Here is a 22,486-nt window from a genome sequence, read left to right as displayed (position 1 = left end):
CGAGAGGTGGTTGAGCAGAAAGGTGGAGCCGTGTCAGCATCTGCGCGTGGAGCGAACGGTGGGGTTGCGGGCGAGTTCGGAGTCTGGGGACACGATCGACGATCCGTCGGAGGATGCGCTGTTCCTGATGCTGGGGGACGTTGAGGCTGGCGAGAGTTCGTTCTTGATTGTGGATCGGTTGGCGGATGCTTCTGGGCAGACGTATGCGCAGGCGTTGCGGAATGCCGACGGGAGTTACGTCGTCGAGTACCGGGACGGTAGTGCGGATCGGCACTACGGGACTCTTGTGGCGGACGTGCGGTCTGCTCATCGGTTGCTGACGGGTTGGGCGTTCGAGGTGCCTGGTTGGCGGGCAACCGCGCGGTGGGATCGCGTTCGGTAGGAGGTACCCGAAGAATCCGGTTGCCAGGGTGGGTGGGGCGGGGGAGCTTGAGCGCATGGATGATGCGGCGCCGGCGAGGTTGTTGAGGAATGGGCGGTATCCGCGGGCTGCGGGGTATTCGGGTCGGTGGATGGTTGATGGGGGGATGGGGCCTAACCCGGTGTGGCAGGCGGAGGCGCTGAGTGAGGTGATGTCGCTGGGGGCTGGGATGCGGGTGCTTGATATGGGGTGCGGTACGGCGCTCAGTTCGATCTTCCTGGCCAGGGAATTCGGGGTTGAGGTGTGGGCGACGGATCTTTGGGTCAAGCCGGATGAGAATTTGCGTCGGGTGCGTGAGGCCGGGGTGGAACAGTTGGTGCATCCGGTTTATGCGGAGGCGCATGCGTTGCCGTTTGCTGAGGGGTTCTTTGATGCGCTCGTGAGTATCGGGGCCTATCACTACTTTGGGACCGATGACCTTTATCTCGGTTACTACTCGCGGTTCGTTAAGCCGGGTGGGCAGATCGGGATTGTGCAGCCCGGGTTGGTGGAGGAGTACGAGGCGCTGCCGCCGCCGCACTTGGCGCCGTACTGGAAGTGGGACTTCTGTGCTTGGCATAGCGCTGGTTGGTGGCGGCGGCATTGGGAGAAGACCGGGCTGGTGACCGTCGAGGTGGCGGATCGGCTGCCGGAGGGGTGGCGGGACTGGTTGCAGTGGAATGAGGCTTGCGATCAGGACGGCGGTTTGCCGGCGCAGGAGGAGGCGCAGATGCTTCGGGTCGATGGTGGACAAACGCTTGGTCTCACACGAGTTGTGGCGCGCCGGAAAGACTGAGTGGCGGCTAGCGGTTGTCGCCGCTGCCGCCGAGGACGGCCCGCTGTTGCCGGTCGGCTAGTTTGGCGATGTTGCGCTGGGCAACATCTTCGAGTGGTACGTCGAAATGGTCCGCTATCACCGCGACGTACCACAGGACGTCACCGAGTTCCTTGGTCAGATCCTCGAGATCCCACTGCGCGAAGTCGCTGTCGTGGTCGCGGACGATCTTCTTCGCCTTCTCGGCGATCTCCCCGGTCTCGCCGACGAGCCCGAGCAGGAGATGGAACAGCTCGTTCTTCTTGTCCCTGGGGGCGGCGGTGCGCAGGGCGGCCTGCTGGTAGGCGTTCATGTCCACCCGGCAACTCTAGGGGCGGTGTTACTCGGAACATGCCCATTGGTGTTGCCGGGGGTCAGAAGGACTGCTGTGCTGGTGGAGAGGGGGTGGGGGTGTCGTGCGGGTCCGACAGTGGCTGGGGTGGATGCTGCGTGCGTGCCGGACTCTGGGTACTGACACGAGCTTCCGCAATCGGTCTGTCTTCGCGCGGGCTTGGCCGGACGGTGAGCGGGTGCAGGCCGTGCATGTCTCCACTATCCAACGCTGGGAAGCCGGACTGGTCGTCGTACCTCGCGATGCAATCAAACGCTACGAAGAATTGCTCCACCTGCCGACCGGCCGCCTGACTGCGGTATTCGACCTCCTGCCCGGTCTGACCCGCCACTCGCGACCCCTGCCGACCGCGACCGGAGGCGATCTCCAGCAACTGACAGCACATGGCAGCAGGGTTGGCGTACTGCTGGATCAGGTCTGCTCGTCCGCCATCGTGACTGGGCCGCAGTGGGATGAGCTGACCGGACTGCTCGCGCAGTGGCCGGCGGCGTTCCTGCCGCCGCGGATGTGGGAGTCGATGGCGCAGCGGCTGTTGACGGAGATGCTGGTGGCTGACGGGACGGCGTGGGCTCAGCGCTATGAGGCGCTCGCTCGGCTGTTCAATCACCCCACTGGCGGTACGGCGGCCATCGACGCGTGCGCGTCCGCTGCGGGGCTCCGCCACCACCAGGCGATGACGTCCACGGTCGCTGCGCTCGGGGCGAGCGATCACAGCGACTCGATTGCGGCGCTGGTGTCGCAGGTGCACAACCCCACCAACGACCGCGCTCTGGCCGGGGCTGTTGCTGGACTGACCGAGACGGTCTGGCGCGGTCGGCTCAAACCGGCGCAGCGCGGGCAGGTGCTGGCTGTGCTCCAGCCGTTGGCTGGCTCCGGCGACACGTTCGACGCCTCGTCCAGCGACCTCGTGCAGCGGTTGACGACGATCTCTCCGGTACGACGGGAGCCGGTGACACCGGACGAGGCACGCCGGAACGTGGTCGACCGGGTAACGAGTCGCGCGATCGCTCAGGTCGACAGTCCGGATCCGGCCGAGTACGACGTACTGGGTGAGCTGGTGCATTGTCTGTTGTTCCACCGGGAGCCGGATAGTCGGCTCGGGGCTTCGTTCACGCTGGCCGCTACGCCGTACCGGCGGCCTCTCGCGGCAGCGCTGAGGCAGGAGCTCGGGGCGTCCCTGGCCGGGCCGGCGGGGTGGAGCACGACCGTGCTCGCCGCGCTCCGGGCGCTCGGCGGCGAGCCCGAACTGCGGCTCGCCGAACGGATCGTGACGGCCGCTGGGATTCCGGGCGAGACTGTCCGCGTCGCCGCCTTCGCCCTCGCTCACCTCGGCACCGACGGCGGCTCAGGTGGCGCAGGTGGCGCGGGCAACGCAGGTGGCGACACCTCGCGTGACTGGTGGCGGTCCACCATCGCCCAGCGACTCGCGAGGCCCACCGATGTCGAGATCTTCCGCGGGCTCGCCTACAGCGCGGGTATCACCGGCCAGCGGGCAGCGCTCGAACAACTACGAGCAGACCCGCGTACGCCGTACGACTCTCAAGCCGCCGCGACGTGGTGGCTCGACCTCCCGGCTCACATCCTCACCAGCGCCGACCGCTGATTATTGGAGCGACGGCCAGGCCCGAGGCGAGGCATGATCTCGGGGTGGAGTTCGAAGAGGTGCTGACCGGAGGGAACGTCGCCGCGGAGGTCATCCGGATCGGCGAGACCGTGCGCAAACCCGCACTGCCTCAGACCGCAGGCGTCGAGGCTGCCCTGAACCACCTTGCTGACAAAGGATTCGCACCGCGCACACTGGGAATCGATGACCGCGGGCGACATATCCTCGAGTACATCCCGGGCGCCCTGGCCGACACCTTGCCGCCCTTCTCTAACGAGGAGCTGCAGCGACTCGGCCGGATGATTCGCGAACTGCACGACACGATGGCCACCTTCGAGCCGCCAGCAGAGGCGGATTGGCGGCCGGTGGTCATTGATCCGGCGGGCGGCGATCTGATCTGCCACGGCGACCTGGCCCCGTGGAACCTGGTCCGCGACGGCGACCGCTGGGTCTTCATCGACTGGGACAACATCGGCCCCGCGACACGGCTCTGGGATCTCGGGTACGCCGCAACCGGCTTTCTACCGTTCGCCCCGGATGGCGACCCGCAGGTGGACGGACCGCGACTCCGCGCGTTGGTGGACGGCTACGGACTCGATGCCGAGCAGCGGCGAGCGTTTCCTACCCAGATCGCCCAACACACCCGAGCGATGTACGACCTGTTGGTCCACGGCCACGAAACCGGCGAGCAACCATGGTCCCGCCTCTACGCCGAAGGCCACGGCAACTACTGGGGACCGACCGCCACCTACATCGAGCAGAACCACGACACCTGGATCGAAGCGTTGCTCTAAGCAACCGAAAGCCCAGGCAGCCCCGTGGCTACCTGGACTCGGCTGTCCGTCGAACCGGGGCTACCCGCGACCCCAGCCCTTCTTGGACTCGTTCTTGACCTCCGGCGAGTCCCACCGGCCGCCCTTGGCCTCGATGTTCTTGGCCGCGCGCAGGTGGTTGGTCTCCTCGAGCCGCGGTACGACCTTCGCCTGGGCGCGGTAGAGCTCGGCCGCCTTGTCTGCCGCTGCCTGGTCCTTGCGCTCGCTCATCTTCAGCTCCTGTGCAATCCGGGGGCGAGGCCGTGCGCGACCTCGCGGTTGATGTGCCTACGACGCGCGTTCTCAGAAGCCGGTTCCAGGAATTTTCCGGGCCTGGAGCAACGATGCCCAGCGACTGGGAAAACCGGTGGCGCTGAGCGTGGCAGGGGATCACGCTGGGACGATGGAGCTGACATTCGTTCATGATCCGCGCGGGGAGTGCTTCACGTTGATCCGGCGGGCGGATGGGGCCGAGTTCACCTTGCGCTCGTACTCGCGGAAGCACCGGGTACCGCACGATCTCGCGCATGCCGTCACCGAGCGCGAGCTCGGGATGCCCGATGGGATCTTCGGCTGTATCGCGGCCGGTGTCGTGTTCGACAGCATGGAGCAGACGGCGGGGAAGCGACGGCACGATGCCAAGGTTCGGAGCGCTCGCATCTTGAAAGCGCGGAACAGTATCGGCATCAGCGAGTCGATCTCGAGCGCGATCCACGAAGCGGTCGAGCACGACTGGGCGACGCCGTACGCCAGGGTCCGGGAGATGTGGGGCGTCACCGAGGCCGCACCCTGCCCGTACGACGACGCCGCCATCGCGCAAGCCACCGAAACGCTGCGCGACCTGAGCAACCAGTGGCAGGCCAGCGGCGACCCGCTCCCGTTCCCCTGGCCCAACAAGCTCCAAGCGGCTGGGGTACCGCGGTAAGGCGGTACCCCAGCGACTGCTACTTCAGCAGGAACGCGTTGGTGATGGTCTGGTCCACCTTGTTGCCTTGGGCATCGGATGCCGTGGCCTTCAGGGAGACTGCCTTCGCACCAGCGGGATGCTTGATGAGGGCGAAGGTCTTACCGGCGGCGGTGTAGAACTTGGCGGGTTTCCAAGTCGCGCCGCCGTCGTGGGAGACGGACAGGGAATCGAGGCGACTCCGGTGGCCGGCGTTGTTGTCGACCGTGATCGGGACCAAGGTCGGCACCTTGGCCGACGCGTTCGCCGGTGGGGCGAACCGGACTGCCACGAGCGGCAGCGCAGCCGCTTCTCTACCCGCGACGGTGTCGGAGTGGAACGTCCAGTCAGCGACGATCCGCGACGACAGCGGGTTGTCCCGCGTGCCCTCCGTGTGGAGCTGGTACGTCGCCGGCCCGGACGGAACCGTGGATTCCTCGAGATAACCCGGGAAGTCGCTGGTTGCGACCTCCTTGCCGTCCTTCGTGAGCACGGTGGTGCCTTCGGCCATCGAGTAACCGAAGTTGCCGGGGTTCTGGTCGGAGTACAGCGGGATGCTGAGCTCCATCCGGTCGCCCAGGCGGCCGGCGGCATCGTTGCTGTCCCGGTACGACGGGAGACCCGGCCCGAACACCGGGAGACCCCACCGCTCGGTCGCCGTCCGCCCGGTCTGGTACTTCTTCGGTGCACTAACGAACTGGTTAGCGAAGCCGCGGTCGTCCTCAGGATCGGTGGTCTCGATGAACGACGGGTACCACTCCGTGCCCGGCGAGTAGAGCTCGTCCAGCGTGAACGGCAGCGGCCGGGTGACGCTGTAGTCGCGAATGCCGAACGTACCGGGCTTGCTGCCGGTGTGCTCCGACCGCACCCGAGCCAGCGACCTGTCGTGCACCCGGTGCACCAGCTTGCTCGGAATCTTGCCGAGGTCGTTGCGCTCCAACTGATAGATGTAGCTCGAGTTCTTCGGTGCCGACTTCACCTCGAGCGTCATGTAGCGGAACTCGGCCGGTGCGGCGGAAGTCCGGCTCGGCACCACGTACATGCCGTCGAACGTGGTCCCGACCGCCGTGAGGCCGGTCGACTCGTCGCCACCCCAGACGGTGTCGCGATAGAACCCGTACGCCGCGGTCGTGGACACGGCGTCCGGCTTGTCCACCTGGAAGCCGACCGGTACGCCGGACCGCGCATCGATCGTGATCTCCTTCGGCCCATCGACCGTGAACGTCGGTTCGGCGAGGTTGGTCGACTTGGCGCCGTCCTCGTTCGCGACGTAGGTCTCGAAGTAGTGCTGACCCTTGACCACGCGTGCGATCACGGTGCTGCCGTCGCTCTCCTTCGGTACGGCGACTGTCGGGTCCACAAGGCCGACGAACCGGAAGAAGTAGTTCGTCGTCGGCTTACCGTCGAAATCGACGTAGTTGAGCTTGATGTCGTAGCTCTCCACCTCGCGGGTGACCGCGATCGGCGTCCGCACCGGACCGGCCGAGAGCACGCCGCTGTACACACCGTCAGCCCCCGGTACGGCGGTGTTGGTGGTGACCGTCGCGGTCGCCTTGCCGCCGGCCGGGATGGTCAGCGAAGCCGGCGACACGGTGAACATGCCGGCCGGAGCCGCCTTGCCGTCCGGACCTGTCACAGCTGCAGTGAGATCGAGCGTGACCGAAGCCGAACCGGTGTTGAAGTAGGTGACCTCGCGACTGATCGGCTTGTCGTCGTTGTGCGGCCAGCGGACGACGCCGTTGCTGATGCTGCCGACCGAAGCGCGGACAGTCGCCTTCACCACCGCGGCGACGTCGACCCGGCCGGCCCCTTGCTCGAAGACATTCAGCTTCGGGTTCGCCTTCGCCGTACCCATGAGTGCGGCCTTGAGCTCGCCGGCCTTCCAGTCCGGGTGCTGCTGAGCGAGGATCGCTGCGGCTCCAGCGGTGTGGGGTGCAGCCATCGACGTACCGGACAGCTGCAGGTGATCCGGACCGATGTTCGGGTAGTAGTCCGCGAGCAAGCTGCCTTTGGCTTTCGCCGCGACGATGTCGACACCAGGCGCCGTGATGTCCGGCTTGATCGCATCGTCCAGCCAGCGCGGACCGCGGCTGGAGAACTCGGCCAGGTTGTCGTTGTGGTCGACCGCGCCGACCGTCAGCGCCGCATCGGCAGCGGCCGGGCTGCCCGGCGTACCGCCGCTGTTCCCCGCGGAGATGACGAACAGAGCCCCGCTCTCGGCGGTGATCCGGTTCACGGCCTGTGAGAGGACATCGCTGCCGTCACTCGGCCAATCGGAACCGAGGCTCAGGTTGATCACTTCGGCACCGGACTGCGCGGCCCACTCCATCCCGGCGATGATGCCCGAGTCGTACCCGCCGCCATCGTCGTCGAGGACCTTGCCGTTGAGCAGCTTGGCGTCCGGCGCGACACCGCGATAGACGTCGTCCTCCCCGGTCACGATCGACGCGACATGCGTGCCGTGGCCGAACTTGTCCGCCGTACCGGTCGCACTCTCGGTGAAGTCCTTGGCCGCAACGACCGCGTCCTTCAGGTCGTCATGCGTGGTGTCGATTCCGGTGTCCAGTACGGCGACCTCGGTGCCCTTGCCGGTGAGTCCGCCCTTCCACGCCTCGGGCGCACCGATCTGCGGCACGCTCTTGTCCAGGAACGCCCGCACCGGTCCGTCCAGGCGGATCCACTGCTTGCCCTTGGCACGCAACGCCGTCCGGGCACCAGTCCAGTACGGCGTTTCCTTGCCGACACGGACCGCCGTACCGCCGACGCTCGGCAGGCTGCGGGCGCTGCTCGCCCCGGACCGCAGTGCCACCGGACCGCTGACGATCAACGGGATATCGGATCGCGACTTGTCGCCGTAGCCGTGCTTGATCAGCCGCGTGACGTTGAACAGCCGCGCGTCCAGCTCACCGGATCGCACCGCTGCCTGGGCGTCCAGCGGTATGACGATGAGGTCGCCGTTGACCTCCTTGCGCTGGATGAACTTGACGTTCTCCCGGCCCTTGCCCGGCCGTATCTTCGCCGGCTGGTCGCCGAGCAGCGTGACCCGGTCGCCGGTGATCAACGTGATGTCGCCAAGCGGACCACGCTGCTGCGCCGTTGGCTTGTCGGTTCGCGTTTCGCCCGCTGCCGCCGTACCGCCGAACATGCTGCTGCCGGCGATCAGTACCGCCAGGGCAGCCACGGCGGGACGACTACGTCCCTTCCTCATAGCACCTCCACTGAGTCCTCACAGATGGGTGGACATAGGGGTTATGTCCGGGAGGTGCGAAAAGTTGACAGGCAAGGGCAAGTTCGGCCTACTCAGGCAGGTTTGATGTCCTTGACGAACACGATCCCGTCGATGCTGGGCAGGTGCGCCGGGTCGAGAGCGGCGTACCCGAACCAGGGGGAGACTCTGGGCTGCAGAGGCCCGGTGAGGGTGCGGGGGTCGATCAGCTGCTGGTCCTGCGCGTAGAGGACGCCTTCAATGGTGTCCGCAGGCGGAGTGTCCACTTCGCGGTGCCGCATCGTGCCGAGAGCGGTTGCGAAGAAGGCGTACTGCTCACCGAGGTGTGCGTTGACGAGCGCACCGGCACTCCACCATTCGTGGTTGGCGCCGGCCATGTTCATGCTGCTCTTCTCCCGCTGCAGATGGGAGTTGTGCGCGAACACCAGCGTCGGGCCGCGGTCGACGAGATCGAGCAGGTTGGCCGCCATCATCGAGTCCCGCTGAGCGAGTAGCCGCGCGATGCGGCGGTCGGATTGGTCCGCCATCCAGTAGTGGTAGCGCAGGAGGCCGGTGGCGGTACGCGCGTAGAGGCGGGCGCGCTGCCAGTCCTCGCGGGAAGAGGCGGCGATCAGGTACGGCGTTTCGGTGTCGACCAGGACCGCGAGTTCGCCCGCGATCTGTTGGAGGCGTTCGGCGTTGGCGGTCTGCCCGATCGATTGGGTCGGATCCATCATCGTGGCCGGGTTGATCCAGCGCTCGTCCGAACCAAGCAGGTCGTCGAGAGCGTCCGACGTACAAGGAAGCAGGTCAGCGTCGAGCCAGTTGGCGAGGTACGTGTGGAGTGTGGTGAGCACCGGACGCGGACTGGCCGGGCCCGCGGTCTCCAGCGGACCGTCGAACCCGGCGAACCGCACGGGGTCCACCCGCCCTTCGTTGAACTCCCGCATCCACTGCACCAACTCACGGTTCCCCGCCAGCCCACCCCACTCATGGCTGAACCCATTCGCCATCACGTCGTCAAGGTCCCCAACCCCCGACGTCACGTAGTCGTCCACCACCAGCCCCATCAGACAGTCGGACTCCAGCGTGATCGTCCGATATCCCTCGTCCTCGACGAGCTGCCGAAACACCTTGTTGCGCAGGCGGAGCAGGTCGTTCTCCAGATGCGTCGGCTCCCCCAACGCAAGCAGTCGCGGCTTGTTCGCAAGCATTCCCAGCAGATCCATATCTTCAACTTTATCGTTGAACATCCCTATTGAACCTTGAGAACAATCGCCAGGCTCCACAGCCCGAATAAACCTTCAACCGACGGGATCCAGATGATCGACGAGTTCGCCAAGGCCTACCTGCACGACGCCCTCCGCTGGGCCCGAGCCGACCTGATCCGAAAGCTCGACGGCCTGTCCGAGTACGACGTACGCCGCCCCCGCACGCTGACCGGAACCAACCTGCTCGGCCTGGTCAAGCACCTCACCCTCTCCGAAGCCCGCTACTTCGGCGAGATCTTCGACCGCCCCTACCCGGACCCCATCCCGAGCCTCGCCGACCCAACCTTCGACAGCACCGACTACCTCTGGGTCCGCCCCGACGAATCCCGCGCCGACATCCTCAACGCCTACACCCGCGCCTGCCAGTACGCCGACGACACCATCGCCACGCTCCCGATCGACGCCCCCGGTCACGTCCCCTGGTGGCCGAGCCCCGACGTCAAACTCTTCAACGTCCTCGTCCACCTCGTCATCGAAACCAACCGCCACCTCGGGCACGCGGACATCATCCGCGAAGAACTGGACGGCGCCCTGGGCTCGAAGCCCACCCCAACCACCACCGACTGGTCCGCGCACCACACCAAGGTCGAACAAGCCGCCCAAGCGGCGAGCGATAGGTCCTAAAGCGCGGGGGTGAGGGTGGCGAGGAGGTCGGTGAGGGCTTCGCGCTTGGTTTGCAGGGTTCGGAGGCGGTCGGTCAGTTCGACTAGGTGGTCGTCGAGGTAGGTAGCTACGCAGGCGTTCAGGCTTGAGCCTTCGAAGCAGGGGATGACCTTGCGGATGGTGCTTGTCGGGAGGCCGGCGTCGAGGAGGAGGCGGATGCGGCGGACCGAGTCGGCCGAGTCCGGGGTGTAGCGGCGGTGGCCGCTGGTGGTTCGGTCGGCGGTCAGGAGCTGCTGCTGTTCGTAGTAGCGCAGCAGCCGGACGCTGACGCCGGTGGCTTCCGACAGTTCGCCGATCCGCAACACGATGAAATCTCCTCTTGAATCTGACACTGATGTCACGGCCTAGCGTCGGGTTCATGACGCAGACAGAGATCGAAACACTGCCCACGGCCGGTTCCTTCCGGATCGGAGGGGACCTTCCGGTACGACGGCTCGGCTTCGGCGCGATGCGGTTGACGAACGCCGGCGGAGACGGGATCTGGCGCGGTCCCGCCGACCCGGCGGCCGCTGTCGCGGTACTGAGGCGAGCAATCGAGCTCGGCGTCCAGCACATCGACACCGCCGATTCCTACGCCCTCGGAGCGAACGAGGAACTCATCGCGCAGGCCCTGCACCCGTACGCCGATGATGTCGTGATCGCCACCAAGATCGGCAACACGCGGCCTGGCCCCGACGAGTGGGTACCAGTCGGGCATCCGGCGTACCTGCGTCAACAGGCCGAACTGAGCCTGCGTCGGCTGCGCGTCGAGCGGCTGGACCTGCTCTATCTGCACCGGGTCGACCCCGCCGTCCCGCTGGCCGACCAGGTCGGGGCGCTCGCGCAACTGCAGCAGGAGGGAAAGGTCCGTCACATCGGACTGTCCGAGGTCAGCGTCGACGAGATCCGGCAGGCGCAACAGGTCGCGCCGATCGCCGCCGTACAGAACCTCTACAACTTCAGCACCCGCGATCACGACCCAGTCCTGGACTACACCGCCGCCGAAGGCATCGCCTTCGTTCCGTTCTTCCCCGTCGGCGCCGGTGAGCACACGAAACAGGCCGGAGCCCTGGCCGACGTGGCCCGCCAGACAGGCGCGACCCCAGCACAGATCGCCCTCGCCTGGCTCCTCCACCGAGCCCCGCACGTCATGCCCATCCCCGGTACAACCTCCCTCAACCACCTCACCGAGAACATCGCCGCCGCCAACCTCGCCCTGACCCCCGACCAGCTGGCCCGCCTCGACGTCGGTAAGGACACGTAGAGGTAGGCCAACCACCCGTCCGGCCGATCCTCCCCAGGCGTGAGACGTGCCCCGCGAGGCGACTACTACGTGTCCTTCCCGACGCATCTTCCGAAGGACAGGACGTATACGCCGGTTGCGGTCGCGCGCCGGCGACGGTGAGCGGGGCGGCGGGGGTCGGTAGGGGTATACGTCCTGTCGCTCGGGGGAAACGGGAGGCGGGGAGTGGGGTGGGGAGGTTGGGTGGGGGGATGGACTACGACTTTCTGGTGAAGGCGGAGGAGTTGGAGCTGCGGTACCAACCGCCTCGGCCCCCGAGGCGGTTGGGGTTTGGGCGGGCGGGGCTGCCTTGGGGGGAGTGGCGGGAGGTGGCGACGGCCAGGCTTGGGGAGGTGCTGGCGGTTGATGCGGGGGTTGCGGCCGGTGCGGTGACTGAGGTTCGGCGTACGGCGACCGAGGGGGTCGAGGTTGTTGCGTTGGTGATGGCGGTCGGGGAGGGGCTGTCGGTACCGGCGTACTTGCTGAATCCGGGCGGGGAGCGGGTGGTGATGGCGTTGCACGGGCATGGGCAGGTGGACGAGTGCCTGCGGATCCGCGGGGTGCATGAGGACTACCACCACAACTTTGCGATTGAGCTCGCCAAGGCCGGGCACACGGTTCTGCTGCCGGAGTTGCGGGGGTTCGGGGCGCTCAGTGATCTTGCGGCGCAGCGAGATGGCGAGAGTTTGAGCTATTGGCGGTGGGGTGAGCACATGGTTTACACGCTGCTCACGGACACGTTCCAGCGCGGGCGGACGTTGATGGGCGACACCATCGAAGACCTGTTGCGGTGGGAGGACTGGCTGGGCGTGGAGTGCGACGTCGTCGGGATCTCGTGGGGTGGGGATCTCGCGTGCGCGTATCCGGTGTTCAGCGACCGCGTGCGGTCGATCTTTGCCAGTGGGACTCTGGGGTCGTTCGAGGCGGTGTTCGCCGAGGCCGGGAATGCGCCGGCGCACTGTGTGCCTGGGGTGCTGGAGTGGTTCGACCGGGCGGATATCGCCGGGTTGAATGCGCCGCGGCGGCTTGCTGTGCATTACGGGGCTCTGGATACGGCCAGGTCGGCGGCACCGAAGGCGTTCGCGGAGCTGCAGGAGATCTATGCCGCGGCCGGTGCCCGCGATGAGGTGGCGTTGCACATCAGCGCGGGCCTCCGGCACGAGATGGATCTGGGACTGCTGATCGAGTTCCTCAGTTCTTGACGAGGGCGTCGAACATGCCGGGCTGGTAGGAGCCGGCGGGGGTCTGGCTGATGACGTTCATCCGGTTGGCCGCGTTGATCATGGCCACCAGGATGATGAGCGCGGTGATCTGCTCGTCGTCGAAGTGCTCACGGGCGGCCGCCCAGGTGGCGTCGGAGACACCCTTGTGCAGGTCGGCGAGGCGGGTGGCTTCCTCGGTCAGGGCCAGGGCGGCCCGTTCCGCGGGGGTGAAGACGGTGGCTTCGCGCCAGGCCGCTACCAGGTGCAGACGCTGGGGGTCCTCGCCTGCGGCGGTGGCGTCCTTGGTGTGCATGTCGAGGCAGAAGCCACAGCCGTTGATCTGGCTGGCGCGGATGTTGACCAGTTCCTTGATCGTGCCGGACAGCGGCGACTGGTCGATCACCATCGCGAGGCCGGCGAACCGCTTGCCGAACTTGCCGCCGAGCTCGGTCTCCATCAGGTTGATACGCATGGTGCTTGTCCAATCTCGTGGTCGGTTGTGCCCACAAGATGCGCGCCGGGCCGGATCCGTGACAGGTTGCGAATGTGATCAGAGCCACTGTCACGAGATCGTGCTGACCGGTGTCTGGTGGAAGACTTGACCACTGTGACGGAGGAAGCCATGGATCCCGCGACCGAGGCATTCGTTGCCCATCGCAACCTGTTGTTCACGATCGCGTACGAGCTGCTCGGCTCGGCGGCCGATGCCGAGGACGTGCTGCAGGAGACGTGGTTGCGGTGGGTAGGTGTCGACCTGGACACCGTGCGTGAACCGCGCGCGTACCTGATCCGCATCACCAGCCGCCAGGCGCTCAACCGGCTACGGACGGTCGGACGACAGCGCGAGTCGTACGTCGGTCAGTGGCTGCCCGAACCGCTGTTGACCACGCCCGACGTGGCTGAGGACGTCGAGCTGGCCGACAGCGTGTCGATGGCGATGCTCCTGGTCATGGAGACGCTCAAACCGACAGAGCGCGCAGTGTTCGTACTGCGTGATGTCTTCGCTCTCGAGTACGACGAGATCGCGCAGGCTGTCGACAAGTCGCCGGAGGCGGTTCGGCAGATCGCCCATCGGGCGCGGTCCCACGTGGCAGCGCGCCGACCGCGCGGCGTGGTGTCGTCGACCGAGGCGCGAGGCGCGCTGGACGCGTTCAAGCGAGCTTTGGAGACAGGCGACCTGCAGAGCTTCCTCGACATGCTCGCTCCGGACGTGGTGCTGATCGGTGACGGTGGTGGAATCAGGCAGGCAGTTCTGAACCCGATCGTCGGCTCCGACAAGGTCGGGCGCATCCTGGGCGCCGGCATCCCGCGCCTCACCGGTGTCGTCCAAACCGAATACATCCAGGTCAACGGCGCTCCCGGTCTGCTGCTGCGCGTGGATGGCGAGATCGAGCAGGTCATGGCGTTCCACATGGACCAGGGCCTCATCACGGGCATGTATGTCGTCCGCAACCCGCAGAAGCTCGAGCGCCTCGAGCAGGAGACGACCCTGCTCCGATAACTAGTCGGATGCGATGGCCGCGCTGATGGCGGCGCTCAGCTGAGCGTCGTCACCGGTGCGCCACTCGTGGTTCGCCGGGCAGGCCCACTGGTCGTGGTCGGGGGTGATGACGCACCCGGCCAGCCTGACCCGCCCAGCGGACGCTGCGCGCATCGCAGCAGGCGTCGGAAGGCCGTACAGGATCGGCACCCCGGCCTGACCACAGACCGGGCACGCTGGAGCCGCAGAAACTCCCATGCGGCCAGCGTACGTCGCCCACTACGGTCACAGCATGAAGTTCCCCGAGACGCTGTCGCCCGAGCGCCGCGAACCAATCGAGACCGCGGCAGCCCAACTGCAGAGCGAGTACGGCGAGGGCTTCCTCGGAATGGTGTTGTCGGGCTCAGCCGGGCGCGGCCTCGAGACGGAGCGCTCCGACCTCGACGTACTGGTGGTGGTGTCACCAGAGCTGGTCGACAGGCCGCTAACGCGCAACACCGAACTGGAGCTGCTGCCGGTCACACTCCTGCACTTGGAGACGCTGTCCACCTTCGGAGACGACCAATGGGGCTACCGCTGGTCCTACGCGTGGGCACCGACGCTCCTGGACAAGACGGACGGCCGCATCCAGCAGGCGGTAGAACGGCAGACCAGACTGAGCCCCGAAGAGTCGCTAAGTCTCCTGGAGCACCGGTTGGACGCATGGATCAACCTGGCCTACCGCTCACTGAAGTCAGCCCGGGACGGCAACTCCCTCGCAGCACGGATGGACGCCGTGGAGGCGATGAGCCCGTTCCTGGATGTGGTGTTCGCACTGGACGGACAGGTCCGGCCGTACAGCAAGTACCTCACCTGGTCGCTGCACCATCACCCTCTCCCGAGCTGGCCGACCGACGTACTGCTGGAGACGATCGAGCAGTACCTCGCTGGCAATCCCGACGCGATCAGACAGAGCCTGCGACGAGTACAGCGGTCCGAACTCCCACTGGTGCAGGAGACCTTCGACGACTGGTCCGCCGAACAGTACGACGCTCTACGGCACGACTGACGCCACTGCGTCGTACCAGATGTCGCCCATCTTCAAGAAGCCCGCGTCACTGGGGTGCAGCTTGTCCGACGAGATGTCGGACAACGACATCCGCGCGTTCAGGTCGACGAAACGCACGTCGGCGCCGGTAGCGCGCACCGACTCGACCACACCAGGCACCGCCGCGTTGTAGGTGTCGATGCGCTCGTTCAGCCCAGGATCGGACGAAGGCACGATCGACGCGACCAGAACCGTCACACCGGGCACCCGAGACGTGATGCGCTCCACCAGGTCCTGCAAGCGCGCCGGGGCGTTGGCCAGATCATGAGCCTGTACGACGTCGTTCGTGCCGATGTGGAGGAGCACGTACCGCGGCCGGTTCAGCTTGAGCCAGTAGTCGATCCAGGAACGCAGTTCGTCGATCCGCATCCCCGGGTGACCCTCGTTGTCGCGGTCCGGAAGGTTGCCCCAGCGGACTGAACCCACGAAGTCCAGCCGAGGCCCGGGGTCGCTCTGGAGGTGCTGCCACAGGGACGTGCGGTAGCTGACGCCGGTCTCCGGGTTGCCGTAGGTGATGGAGTCGCCCAGTGGCATCAGCGGCACCCCACGGACAGCTGGAGCCGCCGGTCCCACCAGTAGGACCGCCGCGACGACCAGCGGCACGGCGAGCAACAGACGAGGCTTCACCTGGAAAACGTAGCGGTAAGGAAGTAGCTCCGCTGTACCCACCCAGTGGGCGGGGTGAGTACAGCGCAGCCGCCTAGTTGGCTTCTTTCGTCGCCCAGTAGTGCCATTGTGGGGACGCGACTGGGGAACGGGTCAGGCCGTCCGGCCACGTGGCCGGCAGGTCATGACTCCGTGCCGCGTACAAGGTCACCTCCGATGCGCTGCGGTCCCCGCGGACTGCGACGCGTGCGGCGGTCTCGGCACGCATGTCGGCCAGGTAGTGCACAGCAGGCAGGAACTCCGCACTCAGCCGTGGGCTGAGCCGTCCGACCGGTTCGTCGTCGAGACGGATCTCGATCACGTTCCGCGGCCGGTCCTGGATGCTGTCCTCCTCCTCGATCGCATGCATGGTGGCGTAGGCCCAGCACTCGCCCTCCGCGCGGAAGAACGGTGTCAGGACCTCTGGATGCACCTCACTGCCCGGTACGACGATGCCACTGCCGGGCGGCAGTAGGTGGAAGCTCCCCGGCGGTGGCAGATTCACCGGGACGAGCATGTGCGGCTGGCCCAGGGCCACCGCGACACTGGCGTGGAACTCCGTGCCGTCATCAGCCTTGCCGACCCAGTCGGCCGGCTCCCATTCACTCACCCACAGGTGGCACGGCACCTGGGGCTGCAGTCCTTGGGCCACCAGCTCCGACAGCACCGGGTGGTAGCGATGCGCGTCGTCCCTCGGCAAGTAGCCGACAACCTTCCCCTGCACGCGGACTGCGATCGATCGGGGGTCGAATCTGTTGTGCGGTTCCGGGACGAGGTCCGCCTCGGTGTCCAGATCTGCGCCACGTGCCGGGATGGGATCAGGGAACAGGCTGCGAATCGCCTGCTCGTGCGGAGCCTCCCGCACGACCTCCTGACCGCACCACAGTGCGTCGCCCCACAGACTGAACGGAATCAGTTCCATATGTGCCCTCCAGTCCCTGCTGACCGGTTTACTCGGCTCATCCCGTCCAGAGGCCTGGCCGTTACACCGAGTGAGCGTATGAAAACTACACTGCCCCGTGAAGGGCCGTTTCACGCATGGAATCAGGCTCCGTTGTGCAACGGTAGCCGTCTGTCCGCACTATGGACGGAGATCGTCTTGTTGAGCGAGCGAAACGGCGAAGATCGTGCAGATGCACGGGAAGGAACGTCATGCAGGGCAAGAGTTCAGTCGCTCGATCGACGAGCAGAACCGGTTCAGCGATCGTCTCAGAAACGGCCGCCGCGGCCGCTGTCGAGGCCGCCGTCTCGCGGCTCGACGGAGTCGTCGTCCGGACCCCGCTGGAGCGCAATCTGCGCCTGTCCGAGCGCACCGGGGCGCAGATTCTGCTGAAGCGCGAGGACCTGCAGATCGGCCGTTCCTACAAGCTGCGCGGGGCCTACAACCTGATCGCCCAGCTCGACGACGAGAGCAAGTCAGCCGGGGTGGTGTGTGCCAGTGCGGGCAACCACGGACAGGGTTTGGCATATTCGTGCCACGCACTCGGAGTTCACGGAAAAGTTTTCGTGCCGCGGACCACACCGCGCCAGAAGCGGGACCGGATCGCGGCTCTCGGTGGCAAGCAGATCCAGGTGATCGTCACCGGCGACACGTACGACGACGCGGCCGCCGCAGCGCTCGCTGATGCGGAAGCGACCGGCGCGACGATGGTCCCTGCCTTCGACGATCCGCGAACCGTGGCCGGCCAAGGCACGGTCGCCGTCGAGATCGTCCAGCAGCTCGGCCATGCACCCGACGTACTGGTGGTTCCGGTTGGCGGTGGTGGGCTGATCGCCGGTGTCGTGAGTTGGATGTCGGCCCGGCATCCCGGCGTACGGATCGTCGGTGTGGAGCCGGCCGGCGCGGCGAGCATGGCGGCTGCACTTGCTGCTGGTGAACCGGTTACGTTGCCGCACCTGGACAGCTTCGTCGACGGCGCAGCGGTACGGCGGGTTGGCGACGTCACGCTGCCGTTGGTCGCGAGCGCCGGTGTCGAGCTGATGTCGGTGCCGGAAGGCCTGGTGTGCAGCGAGATGCTCGAGCTGTACCAGGTCGACGGTCTGATCGCCGAGCCCGCGGGCGCTTTGTCGACAAGTGCCCTGGGCAACGGTCTGGTCGTGCAGCCGGGTGAGACGGTGGTCTGCCTGCTGTCGGGCGGGAACAACGATGTCAGCCGGTACAGCGAGATCCTCGAGCGATCGCTGGTCTACGAAGGCCTCAAGCACTACTTCCTGGTGACGTTCCCGCAGGAGCCGGGCGCGCTGCGCCAGTTCCTGGACGGGGTGCTCGGCCCGGACGACGACATCGCGTTGTTCGAGTACGTGAAGCGCAACAACCGGGAGACCGGGGTCGCGCTGGTCGGGATCGAGATCAGCCGGGCGAGCGACCTGGAAGGTCTGCTCGCCCGGATGGAGGCGGCCCCGCTCGACATCGAGCGGATCAACCCGAACTCCCCCGAGTTCCGCTACCTGATCTGATCAGTGCTTGGTGTGCTTGGAATGCCGCGGGTCGTGCGGGTGCGTCCCGTCCGCCCAGTGGCGCTCCTCGTCGGACTGCGCCCGATCCTTCCCCAGCTCGTCGGCTCGCGCCTCATCCGGAATCGGTTGCTGCGTTCGGGCCGCGTTCGGTACGTCGCCCGCGTGCGGCATCGTGGTGTTGTCGGCGTGCTTCTCGGCATCCGGGTACAGGTCGGCGGCCTCGGTGCGGTGTTCGTCGGCCTCGCGATCGGCGGTTTTGGCGGCCTCGCGACGCTCGGTGGCGCCGGCGGCGAGCCGGCGGGCCTCGGCAGCCTTCTCCTCGGACTCGGCCTGGGCGCGCTTGGCGCGGGCGTCGACCTCATCGGCCGTGGCGTGCTGACGTTCGGCGTGGGCCGCGGCGATCCGCGACTCCTGCTCCTTCTCGTACGCCTCCTGCCGGTCGTGCTCGGCCTGCTGCCGCTCGTGTTCCGCGCGGCGTTTCGACGATGTCCTGGATGCGCCGGCGATCAACGCAACCAGGATGACCAGGACTGCGAGGGCGACGACGATCCAGAGGACGGTCATTCCGTCCATGGTTCCTCCTCTGTCGGGGTTCCCGCTCCGGTACCCGCCGCCCTCCCCGGCTAACCTGCCGGCGCCACGAACCGATAGGTGCCCGAAGCAACATTCTTGACGTCCGCCGAACCAGGCAAACGAATGATTGCCGTCGCGTTGGCCGGGACCGTCACCTCCAGCTCGAAACCACGGGCAGTGATCTGCCAGTTACTGACCACCTCGCCGTACGGCGTCTCCAGCGCGAAGTCGGCCTTGGTGATCCCGGCACCCGGCGTCGGCGCGATCAGCACCCGCCGGTACCCCGGTTCGGCCGCCGAGACGCCCGCCAGCGTCCGGTACATCCACTCGCCGACGGCGCCGTACGCGTAGTGGTTGAAGGAGTTCATACCGACGTCGTTGAAGGTGCCGTCCGGATTGATCGAGTTCCAGCGCTCCCAGACCGTGGTCGCGCCCTTTCCGATCTCGTAGCCCCAGGACGGGTACGACGTGCTCTGCAACAGCTTGTACGCGAGATCCGAGCGACCCACCTTGGTCAGCACCGGCAGCAGCCCGTCCACTCCGAGGAAGCCGGTGGACAAGTGCGTGTCCCGGCGCAGGATGGTGTTCGCGAAGTGCTCACCGGACTTGGTGACATCGGGAATCAGGTCGTTGGTGAACCCGAGGATGTACCCGGTCTGGCTGTCCGACCCGACCTTCCCGTCAGCTGCCACGAACCGCGCGACCCACGCCGCGCGTACGTCGTCATACAGCTTCCGGTACTTCGTTTCGTCCGCACTGTTCCCGATTGCCGCAGCCATCTGGCTGAGCTGGCGGGCACCCTTGGCCATGAACGCCGTACCGATCAGGTCACCAGGTGTCGGGTCTTCCAGGTTCAGCCAGTCACCGTAGTCACCGCCGCCACGGATCAGACCGGGTGAGTGGGAGGCAAGGTAGTCGACGTACCGCGCCATGGAGGCGTAGTGCGTGCGGATCACGTTGGTATCGCCGTAGGCCTGCCAGAGCGTCCATGGCACGTTGACACCGGCATCTGCCCAGCCTGCGTTCCCGAGCCCGCCGTCGAACGAGTTGGGCACAGTCGGCGCGACGCTTGGGTACGAGCCGTCAGCGGTCTGGCTGTCTCGCAGATCCTGCAACCACTTGGTCAGAAAGGCCTGTGAGTCGAGGTTGTAGACCGCAGTCCGGGCGAACACGTTGATATCGCCGGTCCAGCCCATTCGCTCGTCGCGGGCCGGAGTGTCGGTCGGAATCGACAAGAAGTTGCCACGCTGGCCCCAGACGATGTTGCTGTGCAGCTGGTTCACCAGTGCGGAGTTGGTGTGGAAGCTGGTCGTCTGAGCGCCATCTGTGCCCATGACTACGCCGGTGATCGCGCTGGCCGGCGGTGCGGCCGGCAGACCGCTCACCTCGACGTACCGGAAACCATGGAAGGTGAACCGCGGTTGGTACGTCTCCGGCTGGTTGGTGGCGAACGTGTAGTGGTCAGTGGCCTTCGCACTGCGCAGGTTGTCCGTGTACAGCGTCCCGTCCGGGTTCAGCACCTCGCCGTACCGGATCGTCACGGTCTGCCCCGGCTGTCCGGTCAGCTTGAACCGGCCGACACCCACCATGTTCTGACCGAGGTCGTAGAGGTACTTGCCAGCTGTGGGTGACGGGATCGCCTTAGCGGTCAGGTGCTGCGTCACCCGGACAGGCTGGTCGCCCTGCGGGACCAGCTGCGCGGTCGCGCTCGGCCGCAACAACGCTGGCGACCACTCAGTCGGCGTACGACGTGCGTCGTAGCTCTCGCCGTTGAGCAGATCAGCAACCCGTACGGCGCCTGGCGCGGTCTGCCAGTTCTGATCGGTACCGATGACGTCGGTGGAGCCATCTGAGTACGTGACGCGCAGTTGCGCAGTCAGAGCGGTTTCACTGCCGTACTTCTGCGAACCGAACATCGCCAGGTTCCCGGCGTACCAGCCGGTGGAGAGCTCAGCTCCCAGCACGTTCTGACCCGGCCGCAGTTGCCGCGTGACGTCGTACGTCTGCGACTGGATCCGCAGCCGGTAGTCTGTCCAGCCCGGTGCCAGCTCCTGATCGCCGACCTTGCGCCCGTTCAAGCTCAGCTCGTAGACACCCTGCGCGGCCGCGTAGACCCGTGCCCGGACCACCTTCTTCCCCGCCGGGATCGTCACCGTACGCCGGAACACCGGCAGCGGCGGACCCGGCAGCCACAGGTCGGTGTTGCCCTTGACCTGCAAACCGCCGCTCGGCAGTACCGTCCCATCCGGGAAGGTCTGGTCACCGGCCGCGAACGCGGTGTCGACCAGCTTCTTCCCGGCGACGTTGGTCACCACCAGGTTGTGCACAACACCGCTCTCGGCCCCGTTGGTGCGGAAACCCACGATCCCGGCCGCGTTGTGATCGGAACGCTCGCGCTGGTCGACCTGAATGCCGTCGATCCAGGTGGTGATGGTCTGACCGGCCACGGTGATCCGCAGGTGGTGCTGCTGGCTCAGGTCGACGTTGAGCGGGATCTCGGCGAGTACGACGTACCCACCGCCCGGCTGGCGGACGTGCGGCCGCAGCTTTGCACCGCCGCCCAAGGAGTTGAGCTGCCACATGTAGCCGATGCCGGCGCGACCGCGGAAGAAGACACCGAGTGCTTCCTTGACGACCGTGACATCGGCGTCGACCGTGTAGTCGGTCCACTCGGCACCAGGCTGGCTCTCAGCGCCGATCCACTCGCCACTCCAGTCCGAGGGCTTCAGCTGGGCGGTCTCGAACGTCGCAGGGTCGGACCAGCGCGTGGCGCGGCCGTTGCCGTCCCAGACCCGGACAGACCAGAAGTACTGCGTATACGGCTTCAGCGCAGCACCGGCGTACTCGACGTCGACCGAACGGTCGGAGCGAACCACACCGCTGTCCCACGCGTCCGGACGGGCCAGCCGCGACGGACTGGTTGCGACCCGGACCTGGTAGCGGCTCTGAGTCACCCCACGACTGCTGCTGTCGAGCTGCCAGCTCAGCCGGGGCGTGCCGGCGCCGATGCCGAGTGGTTCGGCGAGAGCATTGGTCTTCAGCTTGTGCACCTGCGGTGCTGGTGTGGCGGAGGCGGTAGATATCGGCATAGCCAGGAGAACTGCCAGGGCAAGGCAGAGCCCTCGAAGGTGTCGGGGCATAGCAAGACTCCTCAGTCAGTGGGGCGGTACTGCAGGGAGATACTCCTCTGGACGTCAACCGGTGTCCCCCGCGTCCACCCCTCCCGCGTCCACCCCCGCGTCCCCCCTCCCGCGTCCACCCCTCCCGCCCAAAGGTGGGTCGCCTTCTCTTTGTGCACGAGATCCGACTTTGTGAACCCACCAGTCATTTTCGTGAGCTCCAAATGGTCGGTGGATTCACAAAGATGAGCTGGGTGCACAAAGAGAAGCGGGGGTGTTGGGGGGCGGGGGGCTGCTCTTTGGGGGCGGGGTGGGGGAGGACGGGTGGGGGTGGGGAGGAGGGGGTGGATGGTCGAGGGGGGTTAGACCAAGCCGCGGCGGGCGGCCCAGACGATGGCTTCGATCGCGGTACTGAAGCCGAGCCGGTCGCAGATCAAGCGGGTCCGGCGGCGGACAGTCCGTTCGGACAACTGCAACCTGCGCGCCACCGCGTCCATCGGCAAGCCGGTGGCGAGGAGGCGGAGCAGCTGCAGATCGTCATGGCTGATCTCCCGCGGCGGTACCCGCTGCGGGCGCAGTTCCTGGGGGAGGACGGTCAT

23 protein-coding genes are annotated in these 22,486 nt (G+C 66.6%); 11 read left to right on the top strand and 12 right to left on the bottom strand.

What is annotated here, in order from left to right; translation table 11 throughout:
- Nucleotides 1–46: 46 nt before the first annotated feature.
- Entirely contained in the window at nt 47–382 is a 336-nt protein-coding gene (locus tag ABD231_RS34180; protein WP_344161560.1) for a hypothetical protein, read from the top strand.
- 55 nt (nt 383–437) lie between these two features.
- Nucleotides 438–1,196, top strand: a complete 759-nt coding sequence (locus ABD231_RS34175) for an SAM-dependent methyltransferase (protein ID WP_344161557.1) — start codon at nt 438–440, stop codon at nt 1,194–1,196.
- Between the two features lie 7 nt (nt 1,197–1,203).
- Here ABD231_RS34175 and ABD231_RS34170 read toward each other — a convergent pair whose 3' ends face one another.
- Nucleotides 1,204–1,527: a nucleoside triphosphate pyrophosphohydrolase family protein gene (locus ABD231_RS34170; protein WP_344161713.1), complete on the bottom strand. Its 324-nt coding sequence runs from the start codon at nt 1,525–1,527 to the stop codon at nt 1,204–1,206.
- Nucleotides 1,528–1,630: 103 nt separating this feature from the next.
- Between ABD231_RS34170 and ABD231_RS34165 the strand changes: the two genes are divergently transcribed.
- Together ABD231_RS34165 and ABD231_RS34160 are read left to right on the top strand one after the other, a co-directional pair.
- A complete protein-coding gene (locus ABD231_RS34165; protein WP_344161554.1) occupies nt 1,631–3,169 on the top strand; it encodes a hypothetical protein in 1,539 nt (512 codons plus the stop codon).
- A 44-nt stretch (nt 3,170–3,213) separates the two neighbouring features.
- Nucleotides 3,214–3,963 (top strand): phosphotransferase enzyme family protein, encoded by a 750-nt coding sequence (locus ABD231_RS34160; protein WP_344161551.1) that lies wholly within the window; start codon nt 3,214–3,216, stop codon nt 3,961–3,963.
- Between the two features lie 60 nt (nt 3,964–4,023).
- Here ABD231_RS34160 and ABD231_RS34155 read toward each other — a convergent pair whose 3' ends face one another.
- The gene (locus tag ABD231_RS34155) at nt 4,024–4,212 is read right to left on the bottom strand and encodes a hypothetical protein (protein WP_344161548.1); all 189 of its coding nucleotides are present in this window, start codon (nt 4,210–4,212) and stop codon (nt 4,024–4,026) included.
- A gap of 172 nt (nt 4,213–4,384) precedes the next feature.
- On the opposite strand from ABD231_RS34155, the gene ABD231_RS34150 reads away from it, so the two are divergent.
- Nucleotides 4,385–4,906, top strand: a complete 522-nt coding sequence (locus ABD231_RS34150; RefSeq protein ID WP_344161545.1) for a hypothetical protein — start codon at nt 4,385–4,387, stop codon at nt 4,904–4,906.
- A gap of 19 nt (nt 4,907–4,925) precedes the next feature.
- On the opposite strand, the gene ABD231_RS34145 is transcribed toward ABD231_RS34150, so the two are convergent.
- Nucleotides 4,926–8,132: a S8 family serine peptidase gene (locus tag ABD231_RS34145; protein ID WP_344161540.1), complete on the bottom strand. Its 3,207-nt coding sequence runs from the start codon at nt 8,130–8,132 to the stop codon at nt 4,926–4,928.
- 92 nt (nt 8,133–8,224) lie between these two features.
- Nucleotides 8,225–9,358 carry an erythromycin esterase family protein gene (locus tag ABD231_RS34140; protein WP_344161537.1) on the bottom strand — a complete coding sequence of 378 codons (1,134 nt, stop codon included), beginning with the start codon at nt 9,356–9,358 and terminating at the stop codon, nt 8,225–8,227.
- A gap of 93 nt (nt 9,359–9,451) precedes the next feature.
- On the opposite strand from ABD231_RS34140, the gene ABD231_RS34135 reads away from it, so the two are divergent.
- Nucleotides 9,452–10,024, top strand: coding sequence for a DinB family protein (locus tag ABD231_RS34135; RefSeq protein WP_344161534.1), 573 nt, complete (start codon nt 9,452–9,454; stop codon nt 10,022–10,024).
- Here ABD231_RS34135 and ABD231_RS34130 read toward each other — a convergent pair.
- Nucleotides 10,021–10,368: a MerR family transcriptional regulator gene (locus tag ABD231_RS34130; protein WP_344161531.1), complete on the bottom strand. Its 348-nt coding sequence runs from the start codon at nt 10,366–10,368 to the stop codon at nt 10,021–10,023. The genes ABD231_RS34135 and ABD231_RS34130 overlap by 4 nt on opposite strands.
- Nucleotides 10,369–10,421: 53 nt before the next feature.
- Here ABD231_RS34130 and ABD231_RS34125 point away from each other — a divergent pair, with 53 nt between their 5' ends.
- Both ABD231_RS34125 and ABD231_RS34120 read left to right on the top strand, forming a co-directional pair.
- On the top strand, nt 10,422–11,306 hold the full coding sequence (locus tag ABD231_RS34125; protein ID WP_344161528.1) for an aldo/keto reductase: 885 nt from the start codon (nt 10,422–10,424) through the stop codon (nt 11,304–11,306).
- Between the two features lie 230 nt (nt 11,307–11,536).
- Nucleotides 11,537–12,526: an alpha/beta fold hydrolase gene (locus ABD231_RS34120; protein ID WP_344161526.1), complete on the top strand. Its 990-nt coding sequence runs from the start codon at nt 11,537–11,539 to the stop codon at nt 12,524–12,526.
- On the opposite strand, the gene ABD231_RS34115 is transcribed toward ABD231_RS34120, so the two are convergent.
- Entirely contained in the window at nt 12,516–12,998 is a 483-nt protein-coding gene (locus ABD231_RS34115) for a carboxymuconolactone decarboxylase family protein (protein ID WP_344161523.1), read from the bottom strand. The genes ABD231_RS34120 and ABD231_RS34115 overlap by 11 nt on opposite strands.
- A 150-nt stretch (nt 12,999–13,148) precedes the next feature.
- Here ABD231_RS34115 and ABD231_RS34110 point away from each other — a divergent pair, with 150 nt between their 5' ends.
- On the top strand, nt 13,149–14,027 hold the full coding sequence (locus tag ABD231_RS34110; protein ID WP_344161709.1) for an RNA polymerase sigma-70 factor: 879 nt from the start codon (nt 13,149–13,151) through the stop codon (nt 14,025–14,027).
- On the opposite strand, the gene ABD231_RS34105 is transcribed toward ABD231_RS34110, so the two are convergent.
- A complete protein-coding gene (locus tag ABD231_RS34105; protein ID WP_344161520.1) occupies nt 14,028–14,264 on the bottom strand; it encodes a hypothetical protein in 237 nt (78 codons plus the stop codon). It lies immediately after the preceding gene.
- Between the two features lie 34 nt (nt 14,265–14,298).
- On the opposite strand from ABD231_RS34105, the gene ABD231_RS34100 reads away from it, so the two are divergent.
- Nucleotides 14,299–15,054 (top strand): nucleotidyltransferase domain-containing protein, encoded by a 756-nt coding sequence (locus tag ABD231_RS34100; protein WP_344161518.1) that lies wholly within the window; start codon nt 14,299–14,301, stop codon nt 15,052–15,054.
- Here the strand turns inward: ABD231_RS34100 and ABD231_RS34095 are convergent.
- Together ABD231_RS34095 and ABD231_RS34090 are read right to left on the bottom strand one after the other, a co-directional pair.
- The gene (locus tag ABD231_RS34095; protein WP_344161515.1) at nt 15,040–15,720 is read right to left on the bottom strand and encodes an SGNH/GDSL hydrolase family protein; all 681 of its coding nucleotides are present in this window, start codon (nt 15,718–15,720) and stop codon (nt 15,040–15,042) included. The two genes, ABD231_RS34100 and ABD231_RS34095, sit on opposite strands and share 15 nt — an antisense overlap.
- 73 nt (nt 15,721–15,793) lie before the next feature.
- A complete protein-coding gene (locus ABD231_RS34090; RefSeq protein WP_344161513.1) occupies nt 15,794–16,660 on the bottom strand; it encodes an HIRAN domain-containing protein in 867 nt (288 codons plus the stop codon).
- Nucleotides 16,661–16,890: 230 nt separating this feature from the next.
- On the opposite strand from ABD231_RS34090, the gene ilvA reads away from it, so the two are divergent.
- Nucleotides 16,891–18,195, top strand: a complete 1,305-nt coding sequence (gene ilvA / locus ABD231_RS34085) for a threonine ammonia-lyase IlvA (protein WP_344161511.1) — start codon at nt 16,891–16,893, stop codon at nt 18,193–18,195.
- Here the strand turns inward: ilvA and ABD231_RS34080 are convergent, their stop codons facing one another.
- The 3 genes from ABD231_RS34080 to ABD231_RS34070 all read right to left on the bottom strand — a co-directional run bounded on the left by ABD231_RS34080 (nt 18,196) and on the right by ABD231_RS34070 (nt 22,486).
- A complete protein-coding gene (locus tag ABD231_RS34080) occupies nt 18,196–18,768 on the bottom strand; it encodes a hypothetical protein (RefSeq protein ID WP_344161509.1) in 573 nt (190 codons plus the stop codon).
- A 50-nt stretch (nt 18,769–18,818) separates the two neighbouring features.
- Nucleotides 18,819–21,818, bottom strand: coding sequence for a family 78 glycoside hydrolase catalytic domain (locus ABD231_RS34075; RefSeq protein ID WP_344161506.1), 3,000 nt, complete (start codon nt 21,816–21,818; stop codon nt 18,819–18,821).
- Between the two features lie 431 nt (nt 21,819–22,249).
- Nucleotides 22,250–22,486: a helix-turn-helix domain-containing protein gene (locus ABD231_RS34070; RefSeq protein ID WP_344161503.1), complete on the bottom strand. Its 237-nt coding sequence runs from the start codon at nt 22,484–22,486 to the stop codon at nt 22,250–22,252.

The organism is Kribbella yunnanensis (genome assembly GCF_039529655.1).
Taxonomy (GTDB): domain Bacteria; phylum Actinomycetota; class Actinomycetes; order Propionibacteriales; family Kribbellaceae; genus Kribbella; species Kribbella yunnanensis.
This window is presented reverse-complemented; position numbering and strand designations above follow the sequence as displayed.

Excerpts from the sequence above, each read along its gene's own strand:
- ABD231_RS34100 (WP_344161518.1), top strand. The coding sequence starts at position 14,299 with ATGAAGTTCCCCGAGACGCTGTCGCCCGAGCGCCGCGAACCAATCGAG.
- ABD231_RS34070 (WP_344161503.1), bottom strand. The coding sequence starts at position 22,486 with ATGACCGTCCTCCCCCAGGAACTGCGCCCGCAGCGGGTACCGCCGCGG.
- ilvA (WP_344161511.1), top strand. The coding sequence starts at position 16,891 with ATGCAGGGCAAGAGTTCAGTCGCTCGATCGACGAGCAGAACCGGTTCA.
- ABD231_RS34105 (WP_344161520.1), bottom strand. The coding sequence starts at position 14,264 with ATGGGAGTTTCTGCGGCTCCAGCGTGCCCGGTCTGTGGTCAGGCCGGG.
- ABD231_RS34170 (WP_344161713.1), bottom strand. The coding sequence starts at position 1,527 with ATGAACGCCTACCAGCAGGCCGCCCTGCGCACCGCCGCCCCCAGGGAC.
- ABD231_RS34155 (WP_344161548.1), bottom strand. The coding sequence starts at position 4,212 with ATGAGCGAGCGCAAGGACCAGGCAGCGGCAGACAAGGCGGCCGAGCTC.
- ABD231_RS34090 (WP_344161513.1), bottom strand. The coding sequence starts at position 16,660 with ATGGAACTGATTCCGTTCAGTCTGTGGGGCGACGCACTGTGGTGCGGT.
- ABD231_RS34080 (WP_344161509.1), bottom strand. The coding sequence starts at position 18,768 with ATGGACGGAATGACCGTCCTCTGGATCGTCGTCGCCCTCGCAGTCCTG.
- ABD231_RS34110 (WP_344161709.1), top strand. The coding sequence starts at position 13,149 with ATGGATCCCGCGACCGAGGCATTCGTTGCCCATCGCAACCTGTTGTTC.
- ABD231_RS34120 (WP_344161526.1), top strand. The coding sequence starts at position 11,537 with ATGGACTACGACTTTCTGGTGAAGGCGGAGGAGTTGGAGCTGCGGTAC.
- ABD231_RS34115 (WP_344161523.1), bottom strand. The coding sequence starts at position 12,998 with ATGCGTATCAACCTGATGGAGACCGAGCTCGGCGGCAAGTTCGGCAAG.
- ABD231_RS34175 (WP_344161557.1), top strand. The coding sequence starts at position 438 with ATGGATGATGCGGCGCCGGCGAGGTTGTTGAGGAATGGGCGGTATCCG.
- ABD231_RS34125 (WP_344161528.1), top strand. The coding sequence starts at position 10,422 with ATGACGCAGACAGAGATCGAAACACTGCCCACGGCCGGTTCCTTCCGG.
- ABD231_RS34145 (WP_344161540.1), bottom strand. The coding sequence starts at position 8,132 with ATGAGGAAGGGACGTAGTCGTCCCGCCGTGGCTGCCCTGGCGGTACTG.
- ABD231_RS34135 (WP_344161534.1), top strand. The coding sequence starts at position 9,452 with ATGATCGACGAGTTCGCCAAGGCCTACCTGCACGACGCCCTCCGCTGG.
- ABD231_RS34150 (WP_344161545.1), top strand. The coding sequence starts at position 4,385 with ATGGAGCTGACATTCGTTCATGATCCGCGCGGGGAGTGCTTCACGTTG.
- ABD231_RS34140 (WP_344161537.1), bottom strand. The coding sequence starts at position 9,358 with ATGGATCTGCTGGGAATGCTTGCGAACAAGCCGCGACTGCTTGCGTTG.